Raw genomic sequence first — 18,393 nt, 5'->3', positions numbered from 1 at the left:
TCTAACCTTAAACTAGTGGTTTAACGACCCAGCGTTGATTGTGTTTTTCTAAAATAGCGTTGCAACCCAATTGCACTGCGCCACCCTGTTGTTCCGGCAAATGCTGTATCACCGTCACCCCTTGCGCACGCAAATCTCTGATGGTTTCCAATAAATCCGCGTCTTCGGCGAATGGCGCATAGACGATTTGTCGTCCGGCCTCACCATCCACGAACAACGCCGCCAATACTTTCAAATCCGCACTGAAACCGGTGGCGGCTCGGGCTCGGCCGAATACTTCGCCGATGTTGTCGTAACGTCCGCCACGCGCAATTTCCTTACCCAAAGACGGCACAAACGCCGCGAACACCATGCCGGTGTGATAATGATAACCGCGCAATTCGGCCAAATCGAAACTCACCGTCAATGCCGGAAAATCGCGACGCAATTTGTCGGCGATGCCTTGCAAATCGGCCAAAGCCTTGACGATTGAGTCGGCACCGGAGAAACCGGCCAACAACGCTTTGGCCTTATCCAGCACATCCCGACCGCCATTCAATTTCGGCAAGGCATTAAAGATGCTTTTATAGTGTTCGTCGATCGCAAACTCGGCCAGCAATTCCGCCAATTCGGTCCGGGCCTTGCGCTGCAAAACATCGAACAGTTCGGCTTCCTGTTGCCGATTCAGCCCGGCTTGTTCGGCCAAGGCTCGATAGATACCGACATGCCCCAAATCCAGATGCACGTTTTCCAAACCGCTAATAGCCAGCATTTCCAGCATCAACTGGATCACTTCGTAATCGCTTTCCAGACCGACATGGCCGTACAACTCGGCACCGATCTGCATCGGGCTGCGCGTTTTTTCCAAAGGGTCGCCCAAGGTATGCAGCACGGTACCGGCATAGCATAGCCGTGTCGGCCATTCGTGTTGTAGATGATGGGCATCAATTCTGGCGACTTGCGGCGTCATGTCCGCGCGCACACCCAACATTTCCCCGCTTAATTGGTCGGTGAGCTTGAAGGTTTGCAAGTCCAGATCATGTCCGGAACCGATCAGCAAGGAATGCAGAAAGTCTACAAACGGCGGAATAACCAGTTGATAACCCCAACACGCAAAAGTGTCGAGCAATGTTCTACGCAGCTTTTCAAGATGCGCCGCCTGTTCTGGCAATACTTCGCTGATACCTTCCGGTAACAACCAGGTGTCTTTTCTTTGCATTTTGTCTATCTCAATCACAGCAAACGCCCCGCGATGCGGGGCGTTTATCTATGGGCATCCAAGTGAGGGTTTATTTCTGATTCTTGAAATATTTAAAGAAATCTGAATTGGGTTCCAGCACCATGATATTGCCGGATTTGCCCAGACTTTCCTTATAAGCGATCAGACTGCGATAGAAGGCAAAGAAATCGCTGTCTTCACTGTATGCTTTGGCAAAAATATCGGCAGCTTTGGCATCGCCTTCGCCGCGCAGCACTTCCGAATCACGGTAAGCATTCGCCAGAATGATTTCGCGCTGTTTATCGGCATCGGCCCGAATCCGCTCGGCGGCCTCCGAACCTTGCGAACGAAATTCGCGAGCAACCCGCGCCCGTTCCGCTTCCATACGTTGATACACCGAGGTACTGACTTCGCTAGGCAAATCAATGCGCTTCACTTGCACGTCAACAATCGTGATACCCAATTTCGCCGCGTGCGGGGAGACGTTGGTAATCAACGCATCACGAATCGCGCTACGGTCGGTCGAAACCAATTGTTTGATTTCACGCTTACTGAATTCGCTGCGCGCGGAATCCTTCATGATTTGATCGAGGCGAATATTTGCCTGATTCACGTCACCGGCCACGGTGGTATAAAACGTCTTAACATCGCCGATGCGCCATTTCACAAAAGAATCGACGATAACATTTTTCTTTTCCGCCGTTAAAAAGCGCTCCGGCGTCGAATCCATGGTCAGAATACGCGCATCGAACTTCTTAACGTTATTGATAAAAGGCAACTTAAAGTGCATACCCGGCTGAAAATCCGCACCGACAATCTCACCCAATTGAAACTTGATCACCCGCTCGGTTTCGGCGACGGTAAATACCGACATCGCCAACAAGATCACGACTGCGCCAACGGCGACTAAAATCTTATTTCCCATCTTAGCGTCCTCTCACATCGCGTTCGCGGCTTGACGCGCGCGCATCGGTTTTAATGTCTTTTACGGGCGGCGAGGGTAATGAAACCGGCTCATGATTGAGCACCGGCGCCAGGGCCGGCGCGGCCTCTTCCAGCGGCTTATTAGCCAACTTTTCCAAAGGCAAATACATGATGTTATTGCCGCCCTTCACATCGACCAGCACATTGTTAGACCGGCCTAACACCAATTCCATCGCTTCGATATACATACGCTGCTTAGTAACCGCCGGCGCTTTCTTGTATTCGGTCAGCAACTGCGAGAACCTACTAACATCACCATTGGCGCGAGCAATCACTTTTTCTTTATAACCTTCGGACTCTTGCACGATACGCGAAGCAGCACCGCGGGCCTTAGGCACCACGTCGTTCGAATAAGCTTCGGCTTCGTTAATCAAGCGCTGTTTATCTTCCCGCGCCTTGATGGCGTCCTCGAACGAACCTTGCACTTGCTCGGGTGGCTGGGCGTCTTGTAAATTGACACTGGTAATCAATATGCCAGTCTTATAAGCATCCATGACCGATTGAATTTCCGACTTGATCGCTAATACGATGTCGCTACGGCCCTCGGTCAGCACGAAATCCATATCGCTACGTCCGATCACGCCGCGCTGAACGCTTTCGGTGACTTGTTTCAACGTCGACGCCGGGTCCAAAACATTAAAGGCGTAATCTTTGGCATCCTTGACTTGGTATTGCACAGCCAGGCGCACATCGACGATGTTTTCGTCCTTGGTCAGCATCATCGCTTCCTTAGGCACGGAACCCATGCCTTGGCCACCGCCGGAGCGATAACCTACTTCGATAAAGCGCTGTTGCTCGACATTAATGACCTGCACCTGCTCTATCGGCGTCGGAATATGCCAATTCAAACCCGGCTGAGTGGTGTTCACATAGGCACCGAATCGGGTAACTACGCCGCGCGTACCTTCGTCAACGGTATAAAATCCACTTAAGCCCCATAGTACCGCTGCACCGGCAAGCAAGAAACCCACACCCTTGGCCGACGGTCCATTTGTAGAACCGCCTTTGGAACCGCCACCAAAAATACCGCCCAGCTTGTCCTGTAGCGAACGAATCACCTCGTCCAAATCGGGTGGATCTTTCTTCTCATTACGACCACTCCAGGGGTCTTTTTTATCACCACCGGGCTCATTCCAAGACATACCAAACACTCCAAAATTGGATTTGAAAACTCTAAAAACTGCTTATCGAAGCTTAACAACCCGCTCGCCCATTTAAGGCGCCGGCTCGTCAACCCCGAAAGGCGGCCATTCTATCGTAAATTAGTCATTTCCGAGCAAATAACTGGGTGATTCCCGGCCGATTGGCGGTTCATGCCACTTCTTGGACATTGATGTCTTTCAACAAGCCCAAATGCTTTTTGTCGATTTCTACGGTCAGTTCGCAATCGCCGCTATCGTTATTTACTTCGTTGATTATTTTGACAAAAGCAAACAATTTGGCCTTCACGCCGGCTTGGCTGGCCGGTAAAAAGCACTTTCGAATCACTTTGCTGCTGGCAAACAGTTCGGATAAAGCCTGTTGCAATAAGTCACAGCCTACCCCGTTTTGCGCAGAAATCCAGACGCTGACCGGTTTGCCGTTGGCATCGTAATCGATATGCGGCGCCACTTCGTCGAGCAAGTCGATTTTGTTGAAAACCATTAGCTGCGGAATTTTAGCGGCATCGATGTCGTTTAAGACTTGATTGACCTGAAAGATAGTATCTTCCCGGTCTTCGGCAGCGGCGTCTATCACATGCAACAACAGATCGGCTTCGCTCGCTTCCTGCAATGTGGAGCGGAATGCCGCCACCAACTCATGCGGCAAATGCCGGATAAACCCGACAGTATCGGCCAAAATGATCTCGCCGCCATTGCTAAGCGACAATTGCCGTAAAGTGGGATCCAAGGTGGCAAACAGTTGATCGGCCGCATAGATGTCGGCGCCGGTCAAGGTATTGAACAGCGTGGATTTGCCTGCATTGGTGTACCCCACCAAGGACACGGTGGGAATCTCGGCTTTTTTGCGTTTACTGCGACCTTGATGACGTTGTTTTTCGACCTTTTCCAAACGTTGTTGAATCTGCTTGATGCGCACACCCAGCAACCGTCTATCGGTTTCCAGCTGGGTTTCGCCGGGGCCGCGCAAACCGATACCGCCCTTTTGCCGCTCCAAGTGAGTCCAGCCGCGAATCAAACGCGTCGACAAATGTTTGAGCTGCGCCAATTCGACCTGCAATTTACCTTCGAAGGTTTGCGCGCGTTGCGCAAAAATATCCAGAATCAGACCATTGCGATCGACCACTCTCACTTCCAGGGATTTTTCCAGATTGCGTTCCTGGCTGGGCGACAGAGGATGATTGACGATGACGATATTTGCCTCATGCTCGACAATCGCCGACCTGATTTCCTCAAGCTTACCGGTACCGACAAAATATTTCGGGTCGGGCCGGTGACGGCTACCTGTCACCACATGAGTCGGCTGGGCGCCGGCGGATTTGGTTAATTCTTTCAGCTCGTCGAGGTCTTCTTGTCCGACTTGCAAGTTCAGGTGAACGAGAATCGCTCGCTCACCTGCATCGGGACGTTCAAACAAAAAATAACCTCTTAACTTTCATCGCTAACGTCAGCTTCGCGGTGCATGGTGACATTTTTGCCGGGAACGATGGTGGATATGGCGTGCTTGTAGACCATTTGATTGACGGTATTTTTCAGCATCACCACATATTGGTCGAAAGAATCGACACGGCCTTGCAGTTTGATACCATTAACCAAAAATATAGATACCGGGGTATGTTCTTTTCTCAGGGCATTTAAAAAGTTGTCCTGCAAGTTTTGGGCTTTCGACATCCTATTTCTCCTTATTATTGTTCGGTGTGCTACTAATACATTACCCGCTACACCCACGGATTTCAACACGCGGAGCACGGATCAATAAAAAACATTGATGAGTTTGGGACGGGCTTGTCTTATTTCAAGTTCGATTCGATCTTTAATTAGCAAGCCCGTTGCTAAAAATAGCAACGGACACTTAAGCTGAGCTTAGCCGATTTTTTTATACTTGAGACGATGCGGATTATCGGCATCGGTACCCAAACGGCGATGCCTATCGGCTTCGTAGTCGGCATAGTTGCCTTCAAACCAGACCACTTCGCTGTCGCCCTCGAAGGCCAGCATGTGCGTGGCGATACGATCCAGAAACCAGCGGTCATGCGAGATCACCACCGCGCAGCCTGGGAAGGCCAGCAAAGCCTCTTCCAAGGCCCGCAAGGTTTCCACATCCAGATCGTTGGTCGGTTCGTCGAGCAGCAGCACGTTGCCACCGCTTTTCAATAGTTTGGCCAGATGCACCCTGTTACGCTCGCCACCCGACAATTCGCCGATGCGTTTTTGTTGATCCCCGCCTTTAAAATTGAAGCGGCCGATATAGGCTCGCGATGGCGTTTCGTATTTGCCGACTGTGATCATATCCAGACCGTCGGAAATTTCTTCCCAAACCGTCTTGTTATTGTCCATGTCGTCGCGCAGCTGATCGACATAGGCCATCTGTACGGTTTGGCCTATATTGATTGCGCCGGAATCCGGCTTTTCGAAGCCGGCCATCATCCGGAACAGCGTGGTTTTACCAGCGCCGTTAGGGCCGATGATACCGACGATACCACCCGGCGGCAGCTTGAATTCGAGGTTGTTGATCAGCAATCGTTCTCCGAAGCCTTTGCTGATGTTATGGGCCTCGATCACCACATCGCCGAGACGCGGACCGGGCGGAATATAAATTTCCTGAGTCTCGTTACGTTTTTGCACATCCACCGACGACAATTCTTCGAAGCGAGCCAGACGCGCCTTGCTTTTGGCATGCCGACCTTTCGGATTGGATCGCACCCACTCCAGCTCGGCTTTCATGGCTTTTTGCCGAGAGGACTCCTGTTTCTCCTCCAACTCCAGGCGCTTCTCTTTTTGTTCCAACCAGGACGAATAATTGCCTTCCCACGGAATACCCATACCTCGGTCCAGCTCCAAAATCCAGCCGGCGACATTATCAAGGAAGTACCTATCATGGGTTACCGCCACTACTGTGCCGGGGTAATCGTGCAGGAAGCGCTCCAGCCAGGCCACCGATTCAGCGTCCAAATGGTTGGTCGGCTCATCAAGCAGCAGCATGTCGGGCTTGGACAGTAACAAGCGGCACAGCGCTACGCGGCGTTTTTCGCCGCCGGACAATTTCGTTACATCTGCATCCCAATCCGGCAGACGCAGCGCGTCGGCAGCGACTTCCAAAGTGCGGTCCAGATTATGACCGTCGCAAGCATTGATAATATCTTCAAGCTTTGCCTGTTCGGCGGCAAGCGCATCGAAATCGGCGTCCGGCTCGGCGTAAGCGGCATAGACGGCGTCCAGCCTGGCCAATACTTCTTTGATTTCGGCTACGGCTTCTTCGATATTGCCGCGCACGGTTTTATTCGGGTCGAGTTGCGGTTCCTGGGGCAGATAACCGATCTTGGTGCCTTTCAAAGGAATCGCTTCGCCTTCGATTTCCTTGTCGATGCCGGCCATGATACGCAGCAACGTGGATTTACCGGAGCCGTTCAAACCCAACACACCAATTTTTGCGCCCGGAAAAAACGATAGGGAAATATCCTTGAGAATATGCTTTTTAGGCGGCACGATCTTGCCGACCCGGTTCATGGAGAAAATATATTGCGCCATTGTTTTTCTACTGAAGAAAAGAAAATGGCATTATACCGTGCGATAGTGGTTTTTTAAGGCTGTAAATTTTTTTCGGGAACGCGGGGAGTTGATAATTTAGTGGCATTTGACACCGTTCAACAGGCGAGACAGTCGGAATGTGCTTATGTCGATATCCATTGTCACAATGCAAACGGCATCCAAACGCTGGAAGTATTGAGCATCGACACACTGGATTTCGACCCCACGACAACCAACAACCGTTTTTATAGCTTAGGTCTACATCCCTGGTACATCGACCGCCAAGACATTCAAACCGCTTTAAAAAAAATTGCTTCATGCGGCGCGGATTCCAAGTTGCTGGCCATCGGCGAATGCGGCCTGGATAAAACCATCACCACACCTTTATCATTGCAAACCGAAGTATTTAACGCCCAAATCAAGCTGGCCGAACAGCTAGGCAAACCGCTAATCATCCATTGCGTAAGAGCTTACAACGAGTTGATACAGCTAAAAAAATCGGGCAATAGCACAGAAATCGGATGGATCATTCATGGCTTTAACGCCAATCCGGCACTGGCCGACCAATTGATAAAACATGGGTTTTATCTGTCCTTCGGCGCAGCCTTACTAAACCCTTGCAGCCGCGCCGGGCAAGCCCTGCTAGAAACGCCGCAGAATCGCCTGTTCCTGGAAACCGATACCGCCGAGCTTGCGATTGACGCGATATACGCCGCTGCGGCTAAAATGCTCGGCGTTGACGTCGCGACCTTGCGGCGGCAAATCCTGGACAATTTCAAACGAGTGTTTCTCAATGACTGATTTAAGCTGGCTCTCCCGCACCGAACTGTTGATCGGCAAGCCCAAACTCGACAAATTGCAACAAGCGCATGTGCTGGTGGTCGGCATGGGCGGTGTCGGTTCGTTTGCCGCCGAATTCATCTGCCGGGCCGGTGTTGGTCAAATGACCATCGTCGACGGCGACGTGGTCGATCCCAGCAACCGCAACCGCCAACTACCGGCGCTGGCGACCACCCACGGCCAATCTAAAGCCGACGTGATGGGCGAACGCTTACTAGCGATCAATCCGGATTTAAAACTGACCATCAAACACGAATTCATCACGCCCGATACCGCCGACGATTTGTTGAGCCAGCATTACGATTACGTGATCGATGCCATTGACAGCCTGACCCCGAAAATCACCCTGATCCGTGCCGCCAAAGCCCGCAAGATGAAAATCATCAGCTCGATGGGTGCCGGCGGCAAGCTCGATCCAACCCATTTGAAAGTGGTGGATATTTCCAAGACTTATAACTGCCCTTTCGCTCAGTTCATTCGAACTCGTCTGCGTAAACACGGCATTAGCCGCGGCGTAAAAGTGGTGTTTTCGCCGGAAGTGGTGTCCAAGGACTCACTAATGTTTACCGACGGCAGCAATTATAAAAAATCGGCCTACGGCACCATTTCTTATTTACCGGCGGCGTTCGGCGGCGTCTGCGCCTCGGTAGTGATCCGCAATTTGATTCACGATCACGCGCATTCGGACCACAATAAACATCATGGTTAAATCGCCCATACACCCAACAGGCCCTGCCGATTCCTTGCTGGTTAGTCCAGGTAAAAGCACGCGCTTGCAAGCAATGCGCGAAAGAGCCGCTGCCAACCGACCCGCCCCCCCGCCGCCACCCGCGAGCAAGGTATTAGTGAACGACGAAAATTTAAGCCCGGAACTTGCGCTTGCCCGGCAATTGATCGATCAGCGCTTGGCGGAACTTCTGGCGTCGTTGCCGGCCGGCAAGCAGCGTAGCCTGTTCAAGATCCGCTTCGGCATGGAACCGGATAAAATCAAAGAGTTACCGATAAAACAGATATTTGCTCTGCTGGAAATCAATCATCCGTCATTCAATAATCTCTCGGCTAACATGAAGCGAATCGGCGATCTGAATTATAATGGCCGCCAACCCAACTAACCCGGCCGTTTACCTTGCATCACGCCACTTTGCTACAGCCGTCCAGTTCATCCATTCCAGCTACGATGTACATCCTCGAACCCAATCAAGATTACCGCGATCAAAGCCTGCGCGATAACGCCGAGCTATCCAGCAGCGAACTGCAGGCCGACGCCGCCAAACACTACGACGATTGTTATAACGATTATCTTGTGGCCTGGTGCAACCGCGACAATTTGGCCTTACATTACGGTTATTGGGACGACACCAAGCCTTACGATCAACATCAAGCCCTGCTCAACAAAAATCAGATTCTTTATGAAAAAGCCGGCATTCAAGCCAGCGATAAAATTCTGGATGCCGGCTGCGGCATCGGTGGCAGTACGATCTGGATGGCAAAACAACATGGCAACCAGGTGACCGGCATCACCATCAGCGCCAAACAAGCCGATTATGCCCGCCAACATGCCAAACGCCACGGCGTTGCTGAGTTGGTCAATTTCGAAGTCGCCGATTTCTGCGCCACCCCGTTTCCGGATGCATCGTTCGACGTGGTCTGGGCCTTGGAGAGCTCCTGCCATGCCTTGAACAAAGGCGACTTCCTGCGCGAAGCCTGGCGAGTGTTAAAACCCGGCGGCCGCATCGTCGTGTGCGACGGCTTCGTTCTGCAACGCCAATTTAACGCACAACAATGGCAAGCCGTGGTGACCTGCTTGAACGGTTGGGCCGTGCCCAATCTGTGCGCGCGCGACGAATTTACCTGCTTGCTGGAACAGCAAGGCTTTCAAGCCATCGTTTGCCACGACATCAACGCGCAAACCCAGGCGTCTGTCGAGCACATGTACAAAGTGGCCAAGCGCCTGAAACCGGTACAAACTATCAGCCAATGGCTGGGATTACGTTCCAAGGCCCAAACCGCCAATTATTTGGTGGGCCTGGCGCAGCATCAATTGTTTACCGAAAAACTGACCGAATATTGTATTTTTACCGCGCAAAAGGCTTAACCGAGATGCCGATGGTTTTACCGCGTTTGAAGTTGTTAACAGTGTCCGCAATCCTGGGCTGCGGCTTGCTTGGCTGCGCCAGCGTGCCGCGAAATAGTCAGCACGTCAGTTTTGCCGACTATGCCGAATCGGTGTTTCGCCACCAAAACGCGGTAATCAGCCGCTTGATGATGTTGAACGAAGCCGATCTATTGCCCGATAACGATATTTTCGAAAATACCGAGCAAGCGATGCACGACGCCTGCCATTTGTTAAACGAATATGCCGAGCGAGAAAGCGATGGCGAAAGCATGGGCTTGCGCTTTAAAGCCAAGGTGCACTCCAGTATAGAGGGCTGCGACGAAAGCATCCAGAAGATGGAAGCGTTGCTGGCGGGCGTTGACCCGTATCAATCGCTAGGGAAATAGCTATTTAACTTGGTAAGTTTCCAGCAATATTACCGGCCGGTATCCACCCATTGCCGGCGATAGTCTTGGTAGTCATAGCGTTTGCGCAAACTCAGCCGAGCTTGTTTTAAAGTGTAAATATCCGGCAAGTTATAGCCGTTAAAGCGATTGGCCTTGATCAAGGAATAGGCGCCGACATCGGCAAACACCAATTTATCGCCTACATCGGGGATGTTATCGAATCGGTACTCGCCAAACACATCGCCGGCCAAACAAGTCGATCCCGCCAAAATCGCCGCGCACCCACCGTTAATATTTTCTTCCAACAAGCGCGGCTTAACCTGATATTCGAACACTTCCGGATGATGATTGACCGAGGTATCCAAGATCAACACATCCTTGCCGTCGCTGACAAACCGATCCAGCACGCTGGTCAGCAAGTAACCGGCATTGCCGACCACGGCCTTACCCGGCTCTAAATAGACCTCGACGCCCAAATCGGATCGCAATCGATTAATCAGCGCCACGACCGCCTGTTGATTGGCGATAGCGTTGTACAAATAACCGCCGCCCAGATTCAGCCATCTCAGATGGCTGTTGCGAGTTAGTATCGGCATCAGCTTTTCCAACGTATGCTGCAAAGGCATAAAATCCCGAGATGCAAACACGGTATGAAAATGCAGTCCCTCGACACCCGCCGGCAAACCGTCTCGCACCGACTCGATATCGACACCCAATTTAGAATGCGGCCGGCACGGGTCGTAGCGCTGATCGTGCAGAAAGGACAGTTGGGGATTAACGCGCAAGCCTTTGGAATAACCCTCGGCCAACGCCTGCAAACGCTGATACTGTGATAGCGAATTGAAACTGATATGACTGCAAAGTCCGCCAAGTTCGGCAAATTCGTCGGGACGCATGCCCGGCGTGGTCAGATGGACGCTTCCGCCCTGCTCGTCTAACATCTCTTTCGCTAGCCTCGCCTCGAATAGAGAACTGACCGAAATGCCGTCGACTCGATCTATTATCAGCTCCAATAAGGCGGCTAAAGGCAACGCCTTCATCGAGTACAAAATCTTGCAACCGGCCTCTTGGCGCAAAGCCTGCAAGGGTTGCAGGTTGGCGAGTACTTGATCTTCGTCCAGCACAAAGGCTGGGCTGGTTTGAATTTGTTGCTTTAGCTCGGTCCAATTCATCGGCAAGCACGCCCCTTGCCTGAGTAAATCGCCTGCTCGGTGATCACAAAGTCCATGAATACGTCGTGCGCCTCCATCGCAATGCGAGGTAATAATTGCGCTTCGTAACACACCGCCGCCAATACCGTGTCGGGACACACTTTTTGCAACAAGCGGTCGTAATAGCCGGCGCCGTTACCCAAGCGTCCGCCTTGCTTGTCAAAGGCCACGCCCGGCACGATGATCGCATCCAGCTCTTCAGGGCGAATTTGCTTGGCGGGCTCAAGCCAACGCTGACGCGGCGGCTCGAGAATATTCCACATCCCAGGCCGCAACTCATCGAGCGTCTCTAAGTGCCATAAACCGAGTTGTTTTGCGCCTTCAGTATCAACGGTGCAATACGGCACCGCGATACGCTTACCGCCCTCCAATTCAGCGGCTACGGCCGGCACGGTCCGCACTTCCGAGCGGCAATGCAGGTACCACATTACTGTCCGCGCCGATCGATACCAGGGTTGCTCGACGACGCGCCGGCAGATTTCCGCGCTAACAGCGTCCTTATCCAACTGCGCATTACGAGCCGCGTAGGCGATTTGGCGCTGCTGGGCTTTATCCATGTTCGCCGCACTGCTTCAAGGCTTGTTCGAGCAGATCGGCCGAACCACTGCTTAAATGACAGGCATCCTGCTCCTTGCGCAACCAGGTAAATTGGCGCTTCGCCAGTTGCCGGGTGGCGATAATGGCTTTGTCCCGCATTGTTGTCAGGTCGTATTCGCCGTTGAGGTAGGACCAAGCCTGTCGGTAACCGACGCAGCGAATCGACGGCATGCTTTCATCCAGATCGCCGCGTTGCCATAAAGCCTGGACCTCGTCGAGAAAGCCTTGCGCCAACATCAGATCGAAACGCTGGGCTATCTTGTCGTGCAGAGTTTTGCGCTGCTCCGGCGCGACAATCAGCTTGATAAATTGGTAAGGATGCTCGGCTTGCTGATCGGCAGCGAAAAAACTCGATAACGGCCGGCCGCTGATTTCATAGACTTCCAGCGCCCGCTGGATACGTTGCGGATCGTTGACATGAATCCGCGCAGCCGCTTGCGGATCGACTTGCGCCAGGCAGGCATGCAAGACTTCCTTGCCCAGCTGCTGCAATTCCTCGTCCAGCCGTTGCCGTATTTCCGGAACGGCTTCCGGCAATTGCGCCAAGCCTTGAGTCAACGCGCTGAAATACAACATCGTGCCGCCCACCAACAACGGCAATTTGCCTCGCGCACTGATGTCTGCCATCAAATCCAAGGCCCTATTGCGGAACTGACCGGTGGAAAACGCTTCGCTGGGATCGAGAATGTCGATTAAATGATGCGGCACGCCGCCGCGCTCGGCCAGGTTTGGTTTGGCTGTACCAATATCCATGCCCCGATACACCAAGGCCGAATCGACGCTGATAATCTCGGCATTCAAGACTTGCGCCATCGCCACTCCAAGCGCAGTCTTGCCGGATGCAGTCGGCCCCATCAACAGGATGGCCGACGGTTTTTGCATTTCGCTCATTTATTGACCACGCATGAAAAACCGGTCCAAATCCTGATGACTCAGCGCCACCCAGGTCGGTCGGCCGTGATTGCACTGGCCGATGCGCTCGGTTTGTTCCATATCGCGCAGCAAGGCGTTCATTTCCTCGATGCTGAGTTTACGCTTGGCTCGCACCGAACTATGGCAAGCCATCGTCGCCAGGATCGCATTGGTGGTTTCTTGGGCTTTATGGCTCACGCCGTGGGTTGCTAAATCAGCTAGGATGTCGCGCACCAATTGATCGACATCGGCTTTAGCCAACAGCGCTGGCGTGGCTCTGAGCACCACTGTTTCCGGGCCGGAGCGGTTGATTTCAAACCCCAGGCCCATAAAAAACTCGTGCTCCTGCTCGGCCAGATCAGCCTCGGCGGCGGTGACTTGTAGCTTGATCGGCAGTAACAGCGGCTGGGAGACGATGGCGCGGTTGTGATAATGCTGTTTCAAGCGCTCATAAGTCACCCGCTCGTGGGCGGCATGGGCATCGACCAGGATGATGCCATTGGCGGTTTCGGCCAGGATATAAATATTATGGATATGGGCCAACGCAAAGCCCAAAGGCGGCAGCGCCGATTCGATGGCTGGCTGGGTTGAGTTGGCGAGGTCGGTTTGCGGATAAAGTTTGCCGTAAGCTTTGATTTGCTCGGCCACGTCCGCCAAATTGGCTCGTTCGGGCGGGTAGCGATAAACCCCGAACGCATCGGGTGCGGTTCGTTGCTGCATACTATCCAAACCTAGCTCGGGCAAGGTTAGCGGCAAAGAAGTTTGTTGATTCAATGGCGTCCGCAACGACGCTGCCGGAATTTGCGCTTCCGAAAACTCGGCAACTGTTTCGATCTGCTGCGCCACAACAACAGCACCGGGACGCTGATCGGCCAGGCTGCGGTGCAAAGCCTGAAACAGAAAATCGTGCACCATGCGCCCTTCCCTAAACCGCACTTCCAGTTTGGTTGGGTGCGCATTGACATCGACCAAGGCTGGGTCAAGTTCCAGATACAGCACAAATACCGGATGCCGGCCGTGATACAACACATCCTGATAGGCCTGCTTCACCGCGTGCGCGACTAGCCGGTCCTTGATCAAGCGACCATTGACGTAGAAAAACTGCATATCCTGCTGGCTACGGGAAAAGGTCGGCAGCCCTACCCAGCCGTGCAGATGCAACCCAGACGCGGCAAAATCGATCTTCACACAATTATCGACAAACGCCGAGCCGCAAATCGCCGCAATGCGTTTTTCCTGAGCCTCCTGCGTCGCAGCAGGCTTCAGATTCAGCACTTCGCGCTGATTGTGATTCAACATAAAGCCGACATCGAAACGCGCCAGGGCCAATTTCTGAATCAGACTTTCTATGTGAGAAAACTCGGTTTTCTCTGCTTTTAAAAACTTACGGCGGGCCGGGGTGTTGTAAAACAGATCGCGGACATCGACGGTGGTGCCGGGCGGATGCGGATCGGGTTGCGGATCGAAGTTTTGCTCGGTGCCGTCGGCGCTGACTTGCCAGGCGCATTCGGCATCGGTGGTGCGGGAGATTAAAGTCAAGCGCGCCACCGAGCTGATACTGGGCAGCGCCTCGCCGCGAAAACCCATGCTGATCACATGTTCCAAATCGTCCAAGGAAGCTATCTTGCTGGTGGCATGCCGGGATAAGGCCAGCGCCAAGTCGTCTTTGACGATGCCGCAGCCATTATCCCGAATCTTGATTTGCCGCGCCCCGCCCTGCTCGACATCGATCTGAATTTGCGTCGCGCCGGCATCGAAACAGTTTTCCACCAGCTCTTTAACTACCGACGCCGGACGCTCGACCACCTCGCCGGCGGCGATTTGATTGACTAATTGAGTGGATAAGGCGTGAATCCGCATTGGCTGCGCTCGGGAAAAAAGCGCGTATTTTAGCGGATGAAAATGAAACGGGGCGAAATGATTCGCCCCGTTTTAAGATTGGTTAATTAGCTGTCTCGCGGAATCTGCAACACCTGACCAATGCGGACATTGCCGTCGTTCATCGCATTGGCTAGCCGCAAGGCCCGCATCGATATGCCGTATTGCTGGGCGATACCGGACAAGGTTTCGCCACGGTTGATCACGTGTTGGTTGGCGGTATTGCTGGCCACCTGCGTCGGATTGGCGTCCACTTCCCTAGCCGCCAACACCGGTTTTTGCTCTGTTTTCGGCTTCGCGGCCGGCATGCTATCGTCTTTATCCAAAGCAGCCAGTTGCACGGCTTTGGATTTGGTAGAGCGATTCAACTGAGCCATCATGGTATCGGCCGGCGCATATTGTTTAAAGTGGCCGACAATACCGCTGAATACTGCAGATGCCATTTTGTGTTGATAGGCATGGGTTTTTAAGCGACGCTCTTCTTCCGGATTGGAAATAAAAGCGGTTTCCACCAGAATCGATGGAATTTCCGGCGACTTCAACACCACAAAACCGGCTTTTTGCACCGCGCTTCTATGCAAATGCCCCACACTTTTCACGCTTCTTAATACTTTGTTACCGATATTCTGGCTGGCTTCTTTCGCCGCTTTACTCGATAAATCCATCAATACCGACGCTAAGGTTTCGTCTCTATCCTCGCCGGCACCCGCCGCGCCGTCCACCGCATTTTCGCTATCGGCCAACCAACCGGCACCGGCGCTGGACGCGCCTTTATTGGCCAAGGTATAAACCGAAGCGCCATGCGCCTGACTATCGCTAAAGGCATCGGCGTGGATAGATACGAACAAATCAGCTTTCGCGGTACGGGCAATCCGGCGGCGCTCGTTCAATTTCACGAAATAATCGCCGTCACGGATCATCACTGCTTTCATGCCCGGCTGGCTGTTGACCAAACCTTCCAGATTTTTGGCAATCGCAAATACCACGTCTTTTTCCTGGGTGCCGTTCGCGCCCTGCGCGCCAACATCCTTGCCGCCATGCCCGGCATCGATAGCCACAACAATATTGCGACCCTTGGCTTTGGTAACTGTTTTGACCGCAACAGGCTTAACGGCTGCTTCCTGCTTTTTAACGGCGGCATTGGTTTTTTCCAGCGCGGCCACGGCCGCTACGATTTTCTCGGATTTAGCCGCCAGCGGTTCCTGCTGCGCCGCCTTAGCTGCCAAATCGATTTGCAAGGATTTGCCGATCACCGCTACCTTGGCGTCGGCGTCGGATTTTAGCTCGACAACCACCCGCAAATCGCCGGTATTACGCGCTGCGCTGCGGGCAAAACCAAACAAAGGATGATCGGCCGGTGGCTGGGCAATACTCTGAGAGATTTTGGCATCGATAAAATCGACCACCAACCGGCTAGGACTTTTTAGTACGAATGCCTTATGCCGCACCGCGCCAGGCAGATTAAACACCACCTGATTCGACGCCGAATAGCTTACGGAACCCAGCTCTGCCTGGGCCGCAAACACCGAGAACGAAGGCAATAACATGCCCCATATCCAGAAAATTCGATAAATTTGCTGCATGACCCACTCGACCGCTAGTGACAATATTGTTGAGATTATAGCAGTAGGTCTTTGTTTTTCCAGTTCAGTTTTATGCCATCTTGCCAATATTTAGCTAACATATTGATTTCTGCGGCGCGTTGCTGCTGAAAATAATTCAACCTGACTTCGACATCGGCCATCGGCAGAAAGCCTCCGCCCATTTGCGGCCATTCAATACAGCATAACGCCTCTTGGTTTAGATAGTCCTCCATGCCCATCCATTCCAACTCTTCCGGATCCTTGAGCCGATATAAATCAAAATGAAACAAACGCCGGCCGTTGACTTCGTATTCCTCGACCAAGGTATAAGTTGGGCTTTTCACCGCGCCTTGATGACCGGCGGCGCGTAACAAACCGCGTACCAAGGTGGTCTTGCCAGCGCCGAGATCGCCATATAAAAACAACAGGCATTTTGCCGGCAAGGCTTGCCACAGCGCCGCGCCCAGCGCTTCGGTATCTTCGGAGGTTTCCAGAGTGATGTTCATCAATTCAATAATTCTCTAATTCGTTCCGGCAAATCGCCGGCCAGCAAGCCGCGCTCGCCCTGTTCCAAAGCAAGACTGTCCGCCGCTTCGCCATGCACATACACACCCAACCTGGTAGCCTGTTCCAAGCTCAAACCTTGCGCCAGCAAGCCGCCGATCAGGCCGGACAATACATCGCCCATGCCGCCGCTGGCCATGCCGGGATTGCCGGTGGTGCCGACATAGACCGTGTCGCCGCCGGTAATCAAGGTACCGGCGCCTTTCAATAAACAGGTGCCGCCGTATTGACTGTGCAAATCCGCCAACGCCGCAAATCGGTCTGCCGAGATTTGCCGGGTGTTACAGCCCAGCAAGCGCGCGGCTTCGCCGGGATGCGGCGTCAATATCCAATTCTCGCGCCGCGTCGGCTGATCAGCGAGCAGATTCAACGCATCGGCGTCGAGCAGGCACGGTTTATCGCTGGCCAGTACGGCGCTAAACATCTCCCTGGCCCAATCGTCCTGGCCCAACCCCGGCCCGATTACGACCACGCTCGCTTTATGCAGCAAAGCTTGCAAGGTTTCGCCGCATTCCGCGCCGTGGCACATCAGCTCCGGCCGGCCGATGTTGATCAAACCGCTATGCGCGGCGCGGGTGGCGATGCTAACCAGACCGGCGCCGGAACGCAAGGCCGCCTCGCCCGCCAGCCGTATCGCGCCGGTAAACCCAAGATTGCCGCCAATCAACAACACATGCCCGAAATGGCCTTTATGCGCAATCCGCGCGCGGCGCGGCAAGTCGATTTTGTCCAGCAATAGCGCAAAGGGCGGCATCGCCGCCAACACTGCTGCGTCGATATCCAAGGTGCTGCAAACAATCTCGCCGCAATATTCCGGCGATTCGCCGGTGTACAAGCCACATTTCAAACCGATGAAGGTCACCGTCACATCAGCCTTAACCGCGCAACCCAACACCGAGCCGGTATAGGCATGCAATCCGGACGGCACATCCACCGCGACCACCGGACAAGCAGAATCGTTGATCGCCGCTATAGCTAAGGCATAATCAGCCCCGACCGTCCGGCTCAAACCGATACCGAATAACGCATCGACGATCACACCTTGCAGTTTACATTGTCCTGCTTCAAAGCCGCTGACACTGCCGCCGGCCTGTAAAAAATCTTGATAGGTGCCGAATGCATCGCCCGGCAAGCGGTTCGGATCGGCCAATGCATAAACGGTCACTTGATAATTTGTCTGCAAGGCCAGCGTAGCGACTTCGTAACCATCGCCACCGTTATTACCGCCGCCGCAAAACACGGTGATCGTTTTCTGCTCAGGCCAGCGCAGTCTAACCTGCTCAAATACCGCATGACCTGCCCGACTCATCAGCTCCCGGCCCGGAATTCCCAGCTCGTCGATAGCGTAACGCTCCGCCTCGCGGATTTGGGCGGTGCAATAGAGTTTGTCGGAAGGTGTTTGCATGACGTAACCTTGGAAAATCGATAGGACTTTT

The 18,393-nt window shown here is 53.3% G+C and carries 18 protein-coding genes; 5 read left to right on the top strand and 13 right to left on the bottom strand.

Features of this window, described 5'->3' with window-relative positions:
- Positions 1 to 7: 7 nt before the first annotated feature.
- The 6 genes from QZJ86_RS06715 to ettA all read right to left on the bottom strand — a co-directional run bounded on the left by QZJ86_RS06715 (position 8) and on the right by ettA (position 6,870).
- Positions 8 to 1,198, bottom strand: coding sequence for an ATP phosphoribosyltransferase regulatory subunit (locus QZJ86_RS06715; protein ID WP_301937519.1), 1,191 nt, complete (start codon positions 1,196 to 1,198; stop codon positions 8 to 10).
- A 70-nt stretch (positions 1,199 to 1,268) separates the two neighbouring features.
- Positions 1,269 to 2,123, bottom strand: coding sequence for a protease modulator HflC (gene hflC / locus QZJ86_RS06710; protein ID WP_301937518.1), 855 nt, complete (start codon positions 2,121 to 2,123; stop codon positions 1,269 to 1,271).
- A gap of 1 nt (position 2,124) precedes the next feature.
- Positions 2,125 to 3,324 (bottom strand): FtsH protease activity modulator HflK, encoded by a 1,200-nt coding sequence (gene hflK / locus QZJ86_RS06705; RefSeq protein WP_301937516.1) that lies wholly within the window; start codon positions 3,322 to 3,324, stop codon positions 2,125 to 2,127.
- A gap of 169 nt (positions 3,325 to 3,493) precedes the next feature.
- Positions 3,494 to 4,759 (bottom strand): ribosome rescue GTPase HflX, encoded by a 1,266-nt coding sequence (gene hflX, locus QZJ86_RS06700; RefSeq protein ID WP_301937514.1) that lies wholly within the window; start codon positions 4,757 to 4,759, stop codon positions 3,494 to 3,496.
- A gap of 11 nt (positions 4,760 to 4,770) precedes the next feature.
- The gene (gene hfq / locus QZJ86_RS06695; RefSeq protein ID WP_301937513.1) at positions 4,771 to 5,013 is read right to left on the bottom strand and encodes an RNA chaperone Hfq; all 243 of its coding nucleotides are present in this window, start codon (positions 5,011 to 5,013) and stop codon (positions 4,771 to 4,773) included.
- 192 nt (positions 5,014 to 5,205) lie between these two features.
- Positions 5,206 to 6,870, bottom strand: a complete 1,665-nt coding sequence (ettA, locus tag QZJ86_RS06690) for an energy-dependent translational throttle protein EttA (protein ID WP_301937512.1) — start codon at positions 6,868 to 6,870, stop codon at positions 5,206 to 5,208.
- A gap of 99 nt (positions 6,871 to 6,969) precedes the next feature.
- Between ettA and QZJ86_RS06685 the strand changes: the two genes are divergently transcribed.
- The 5 genes from QZJ86_RS06685 (at position 6,970) to QZJ86_RS06665 (ending at position 10,212) form a co-directional block, all read left to right on the top strand.
- Complete coding sequence (locus tag QZJ86_RS06685) at positions 6,970 to 7,671, top strand: TatD family hydrolase (RefSeq protein ID WP_301937510.1); 702 nt, start codon at positions 6,970 to 6,972, stop codon at positions 7,669 to 7,671.
- Positions 7,664 to 8,419 carry a tRNA threonylcarbamoyladenosine dehydratase gene (locus tag QZJ86_RS06680; RefSeq protein WP_301937508.1) on the top strand — a complete coding sequence of 252 codons (756 nt, stop codon included), beginning with the start codon at positions 7,664 to 7,666 and terminating at the stop codon, positions 8,417 to 8,419. Before QZJ86_RS06685 ends, QZJ86_RS06680 begins: the two co-directional genes overlap by 8 nt.
- A 136-nt stretch (positions 8,420 to 8,555) precedes the next feature.
- A complete protein-coding gene (locus tag QZJ86_RS06675; protein ID WP_301937507.1) occupies positions 8,556 to 8,822 on the top strand; it encodes an RNA polymerase sigma factor in 267 nt (88 codons plus the stop codon).
- A gap of 65 nt (positions 8,823 to 8,887) precedes the next feature.
- Complete coding sequence (locus QZJ86_RS06670; RefSeq protein WP_301937506.1) at positions 8,888 to 9,805, top strand: SAM-dependent methyltransferase; 918 nt, start codon at positions 8,888 to 8,890, stop codon at positions 9,803 to 9,805.
- An 11-nt stretch (positions 9,806 to 9,816) separates the two neighbouring features.
- A complete protein-coding gene (locus QZJ86_RS06665; RefSeq protein ID WP_301937504.1) occupies positions 9,817 to 10,212 on the top strand; it encodes a hypothetical protein in 396 nt (131 codons plus the stop codon).
- Positions 10,213 to 10,241: 29 nt separating this feature from the next.
- Here the strand turns inward: QZJ86_RS06665 and QZJ86_RS06660 are convergent, their stop codons facing one another.
- The 7 genes from QZJ86_RS06660 to QZJ86_RS06630 form a co-directional block, all read right to left on the bottom strand.
- Positions 10,242 to 11,384: a type III PLP-dependent enzyme domain-containing protein gene (locus QZJ86_RS06660; protein WP_301937502.1), complete on the bottom strand. Its 1,143-nt coding sequence runs from the start codon at positions 11,382 to 11,384 to the stop codon at positions 10,242 to 10,244.
- Positions 11,381 to 11,980 (bottom strand): 5-formyltetrahydrofolate cyclo-ligase, encoded by a 600-nt coding sequence (locus QZJ86_RS06655; RefSeq protein ID WP_301937500.1) that lies wholly within the window; start codon positions 11,978 to 11,980, stop codon positions 11,381 to 11,383. The genes QZJ86_RS06660 and QZJ86_RS06655 overlap by 4 nt, the downstream gene beginning before the upstream one ends.
- A complete protein-coding gene (gene miaA / locus QZJ86_RS06650) occupies positions 11,973 to 12,911 on the bottom strand; it encodes a tRNA (adenosine(37)-N6)-dimethylallyltransferase MiaA (protein WP_301937498.1) in 939 nt (312 codons plus the stop codon). Before miaA ends, QZJ86_RS06655 begins: the two co-directional genes overlap by 8 nt.
- The gene (gene mutL / locus QZJ86_RS06645) at positions 12,912 to 14,792 is read right to left on the bottom strand and encodes a DNA mismatch repair endonuclease MutL (protein ID WP_301937497.1); all 1,881 of its coding nucleotides are present in this window, start codon (positions 14,790 to 14,792) and stop codon (positions 12,912 to 12,914) included.
- 86 nt (positions 14,793 to 14,878) lie between these two features.
- Positions 14,879 to 16,393: an N-acetylmuramoyl-L-alanine amidase gene (locus tag QZJ86_RS06640; protein WP_301937495.1), complete on the bottom strand. Its 1,515-nt coding sequence runs from the start codon at positions 16,391 to 16,393 to the stop codon at positions 14,879 to 14,881.
- Positions 16,394 to 16,428: 35 nt separating this feature from the next.
- Positions 16,429 to 16,899, bottom strand: a complete 471-nt coding sequence (gene tsaE / locus QZJ86_RS06635; protein ID WP_301937493.1) for a tRNA (adenosine(37)-N6)-threonylcarbamoyltransferase complex ATPase subunit type 1 TsaE — start codon at positions 16,897 to 16,899, stop codon at positions 16,429 to 16,431.
- Positions 16,899 to 18,362 (bottom strand): NAD(P)H-hydrate dehydratase, encoded by a 1,464-nt coding sequence (locus QZJ86_RS06630; protein WP_301937492.1) that lies wholly within the window; start codon positions 18,360 to 18,362, stop codon positions 16,899 to 16,901. Before QZJ86_RS06630 ends, tsaE begins: the two co-directional genes overlap by 1 nt.
- Between the last annotated feature and the right edge of the window lie 31 nt (positions 18,363 to 18,393).

The sequence above is a fragment of the Methylomonas montana genome, from assembly GCF_030490285.1.
Lineage (GTDB): Bacteria > Pseudomonadota > Gammaproteobacteria > Methylococcales > Methylomonadaceae > Methylomonas > Methylomonas montana.
The sequence above is the reverse complement of the archived record's forward strand: the minus strand, read 5'-3'. Positions and strand labels throughout refer to the sequence as shown.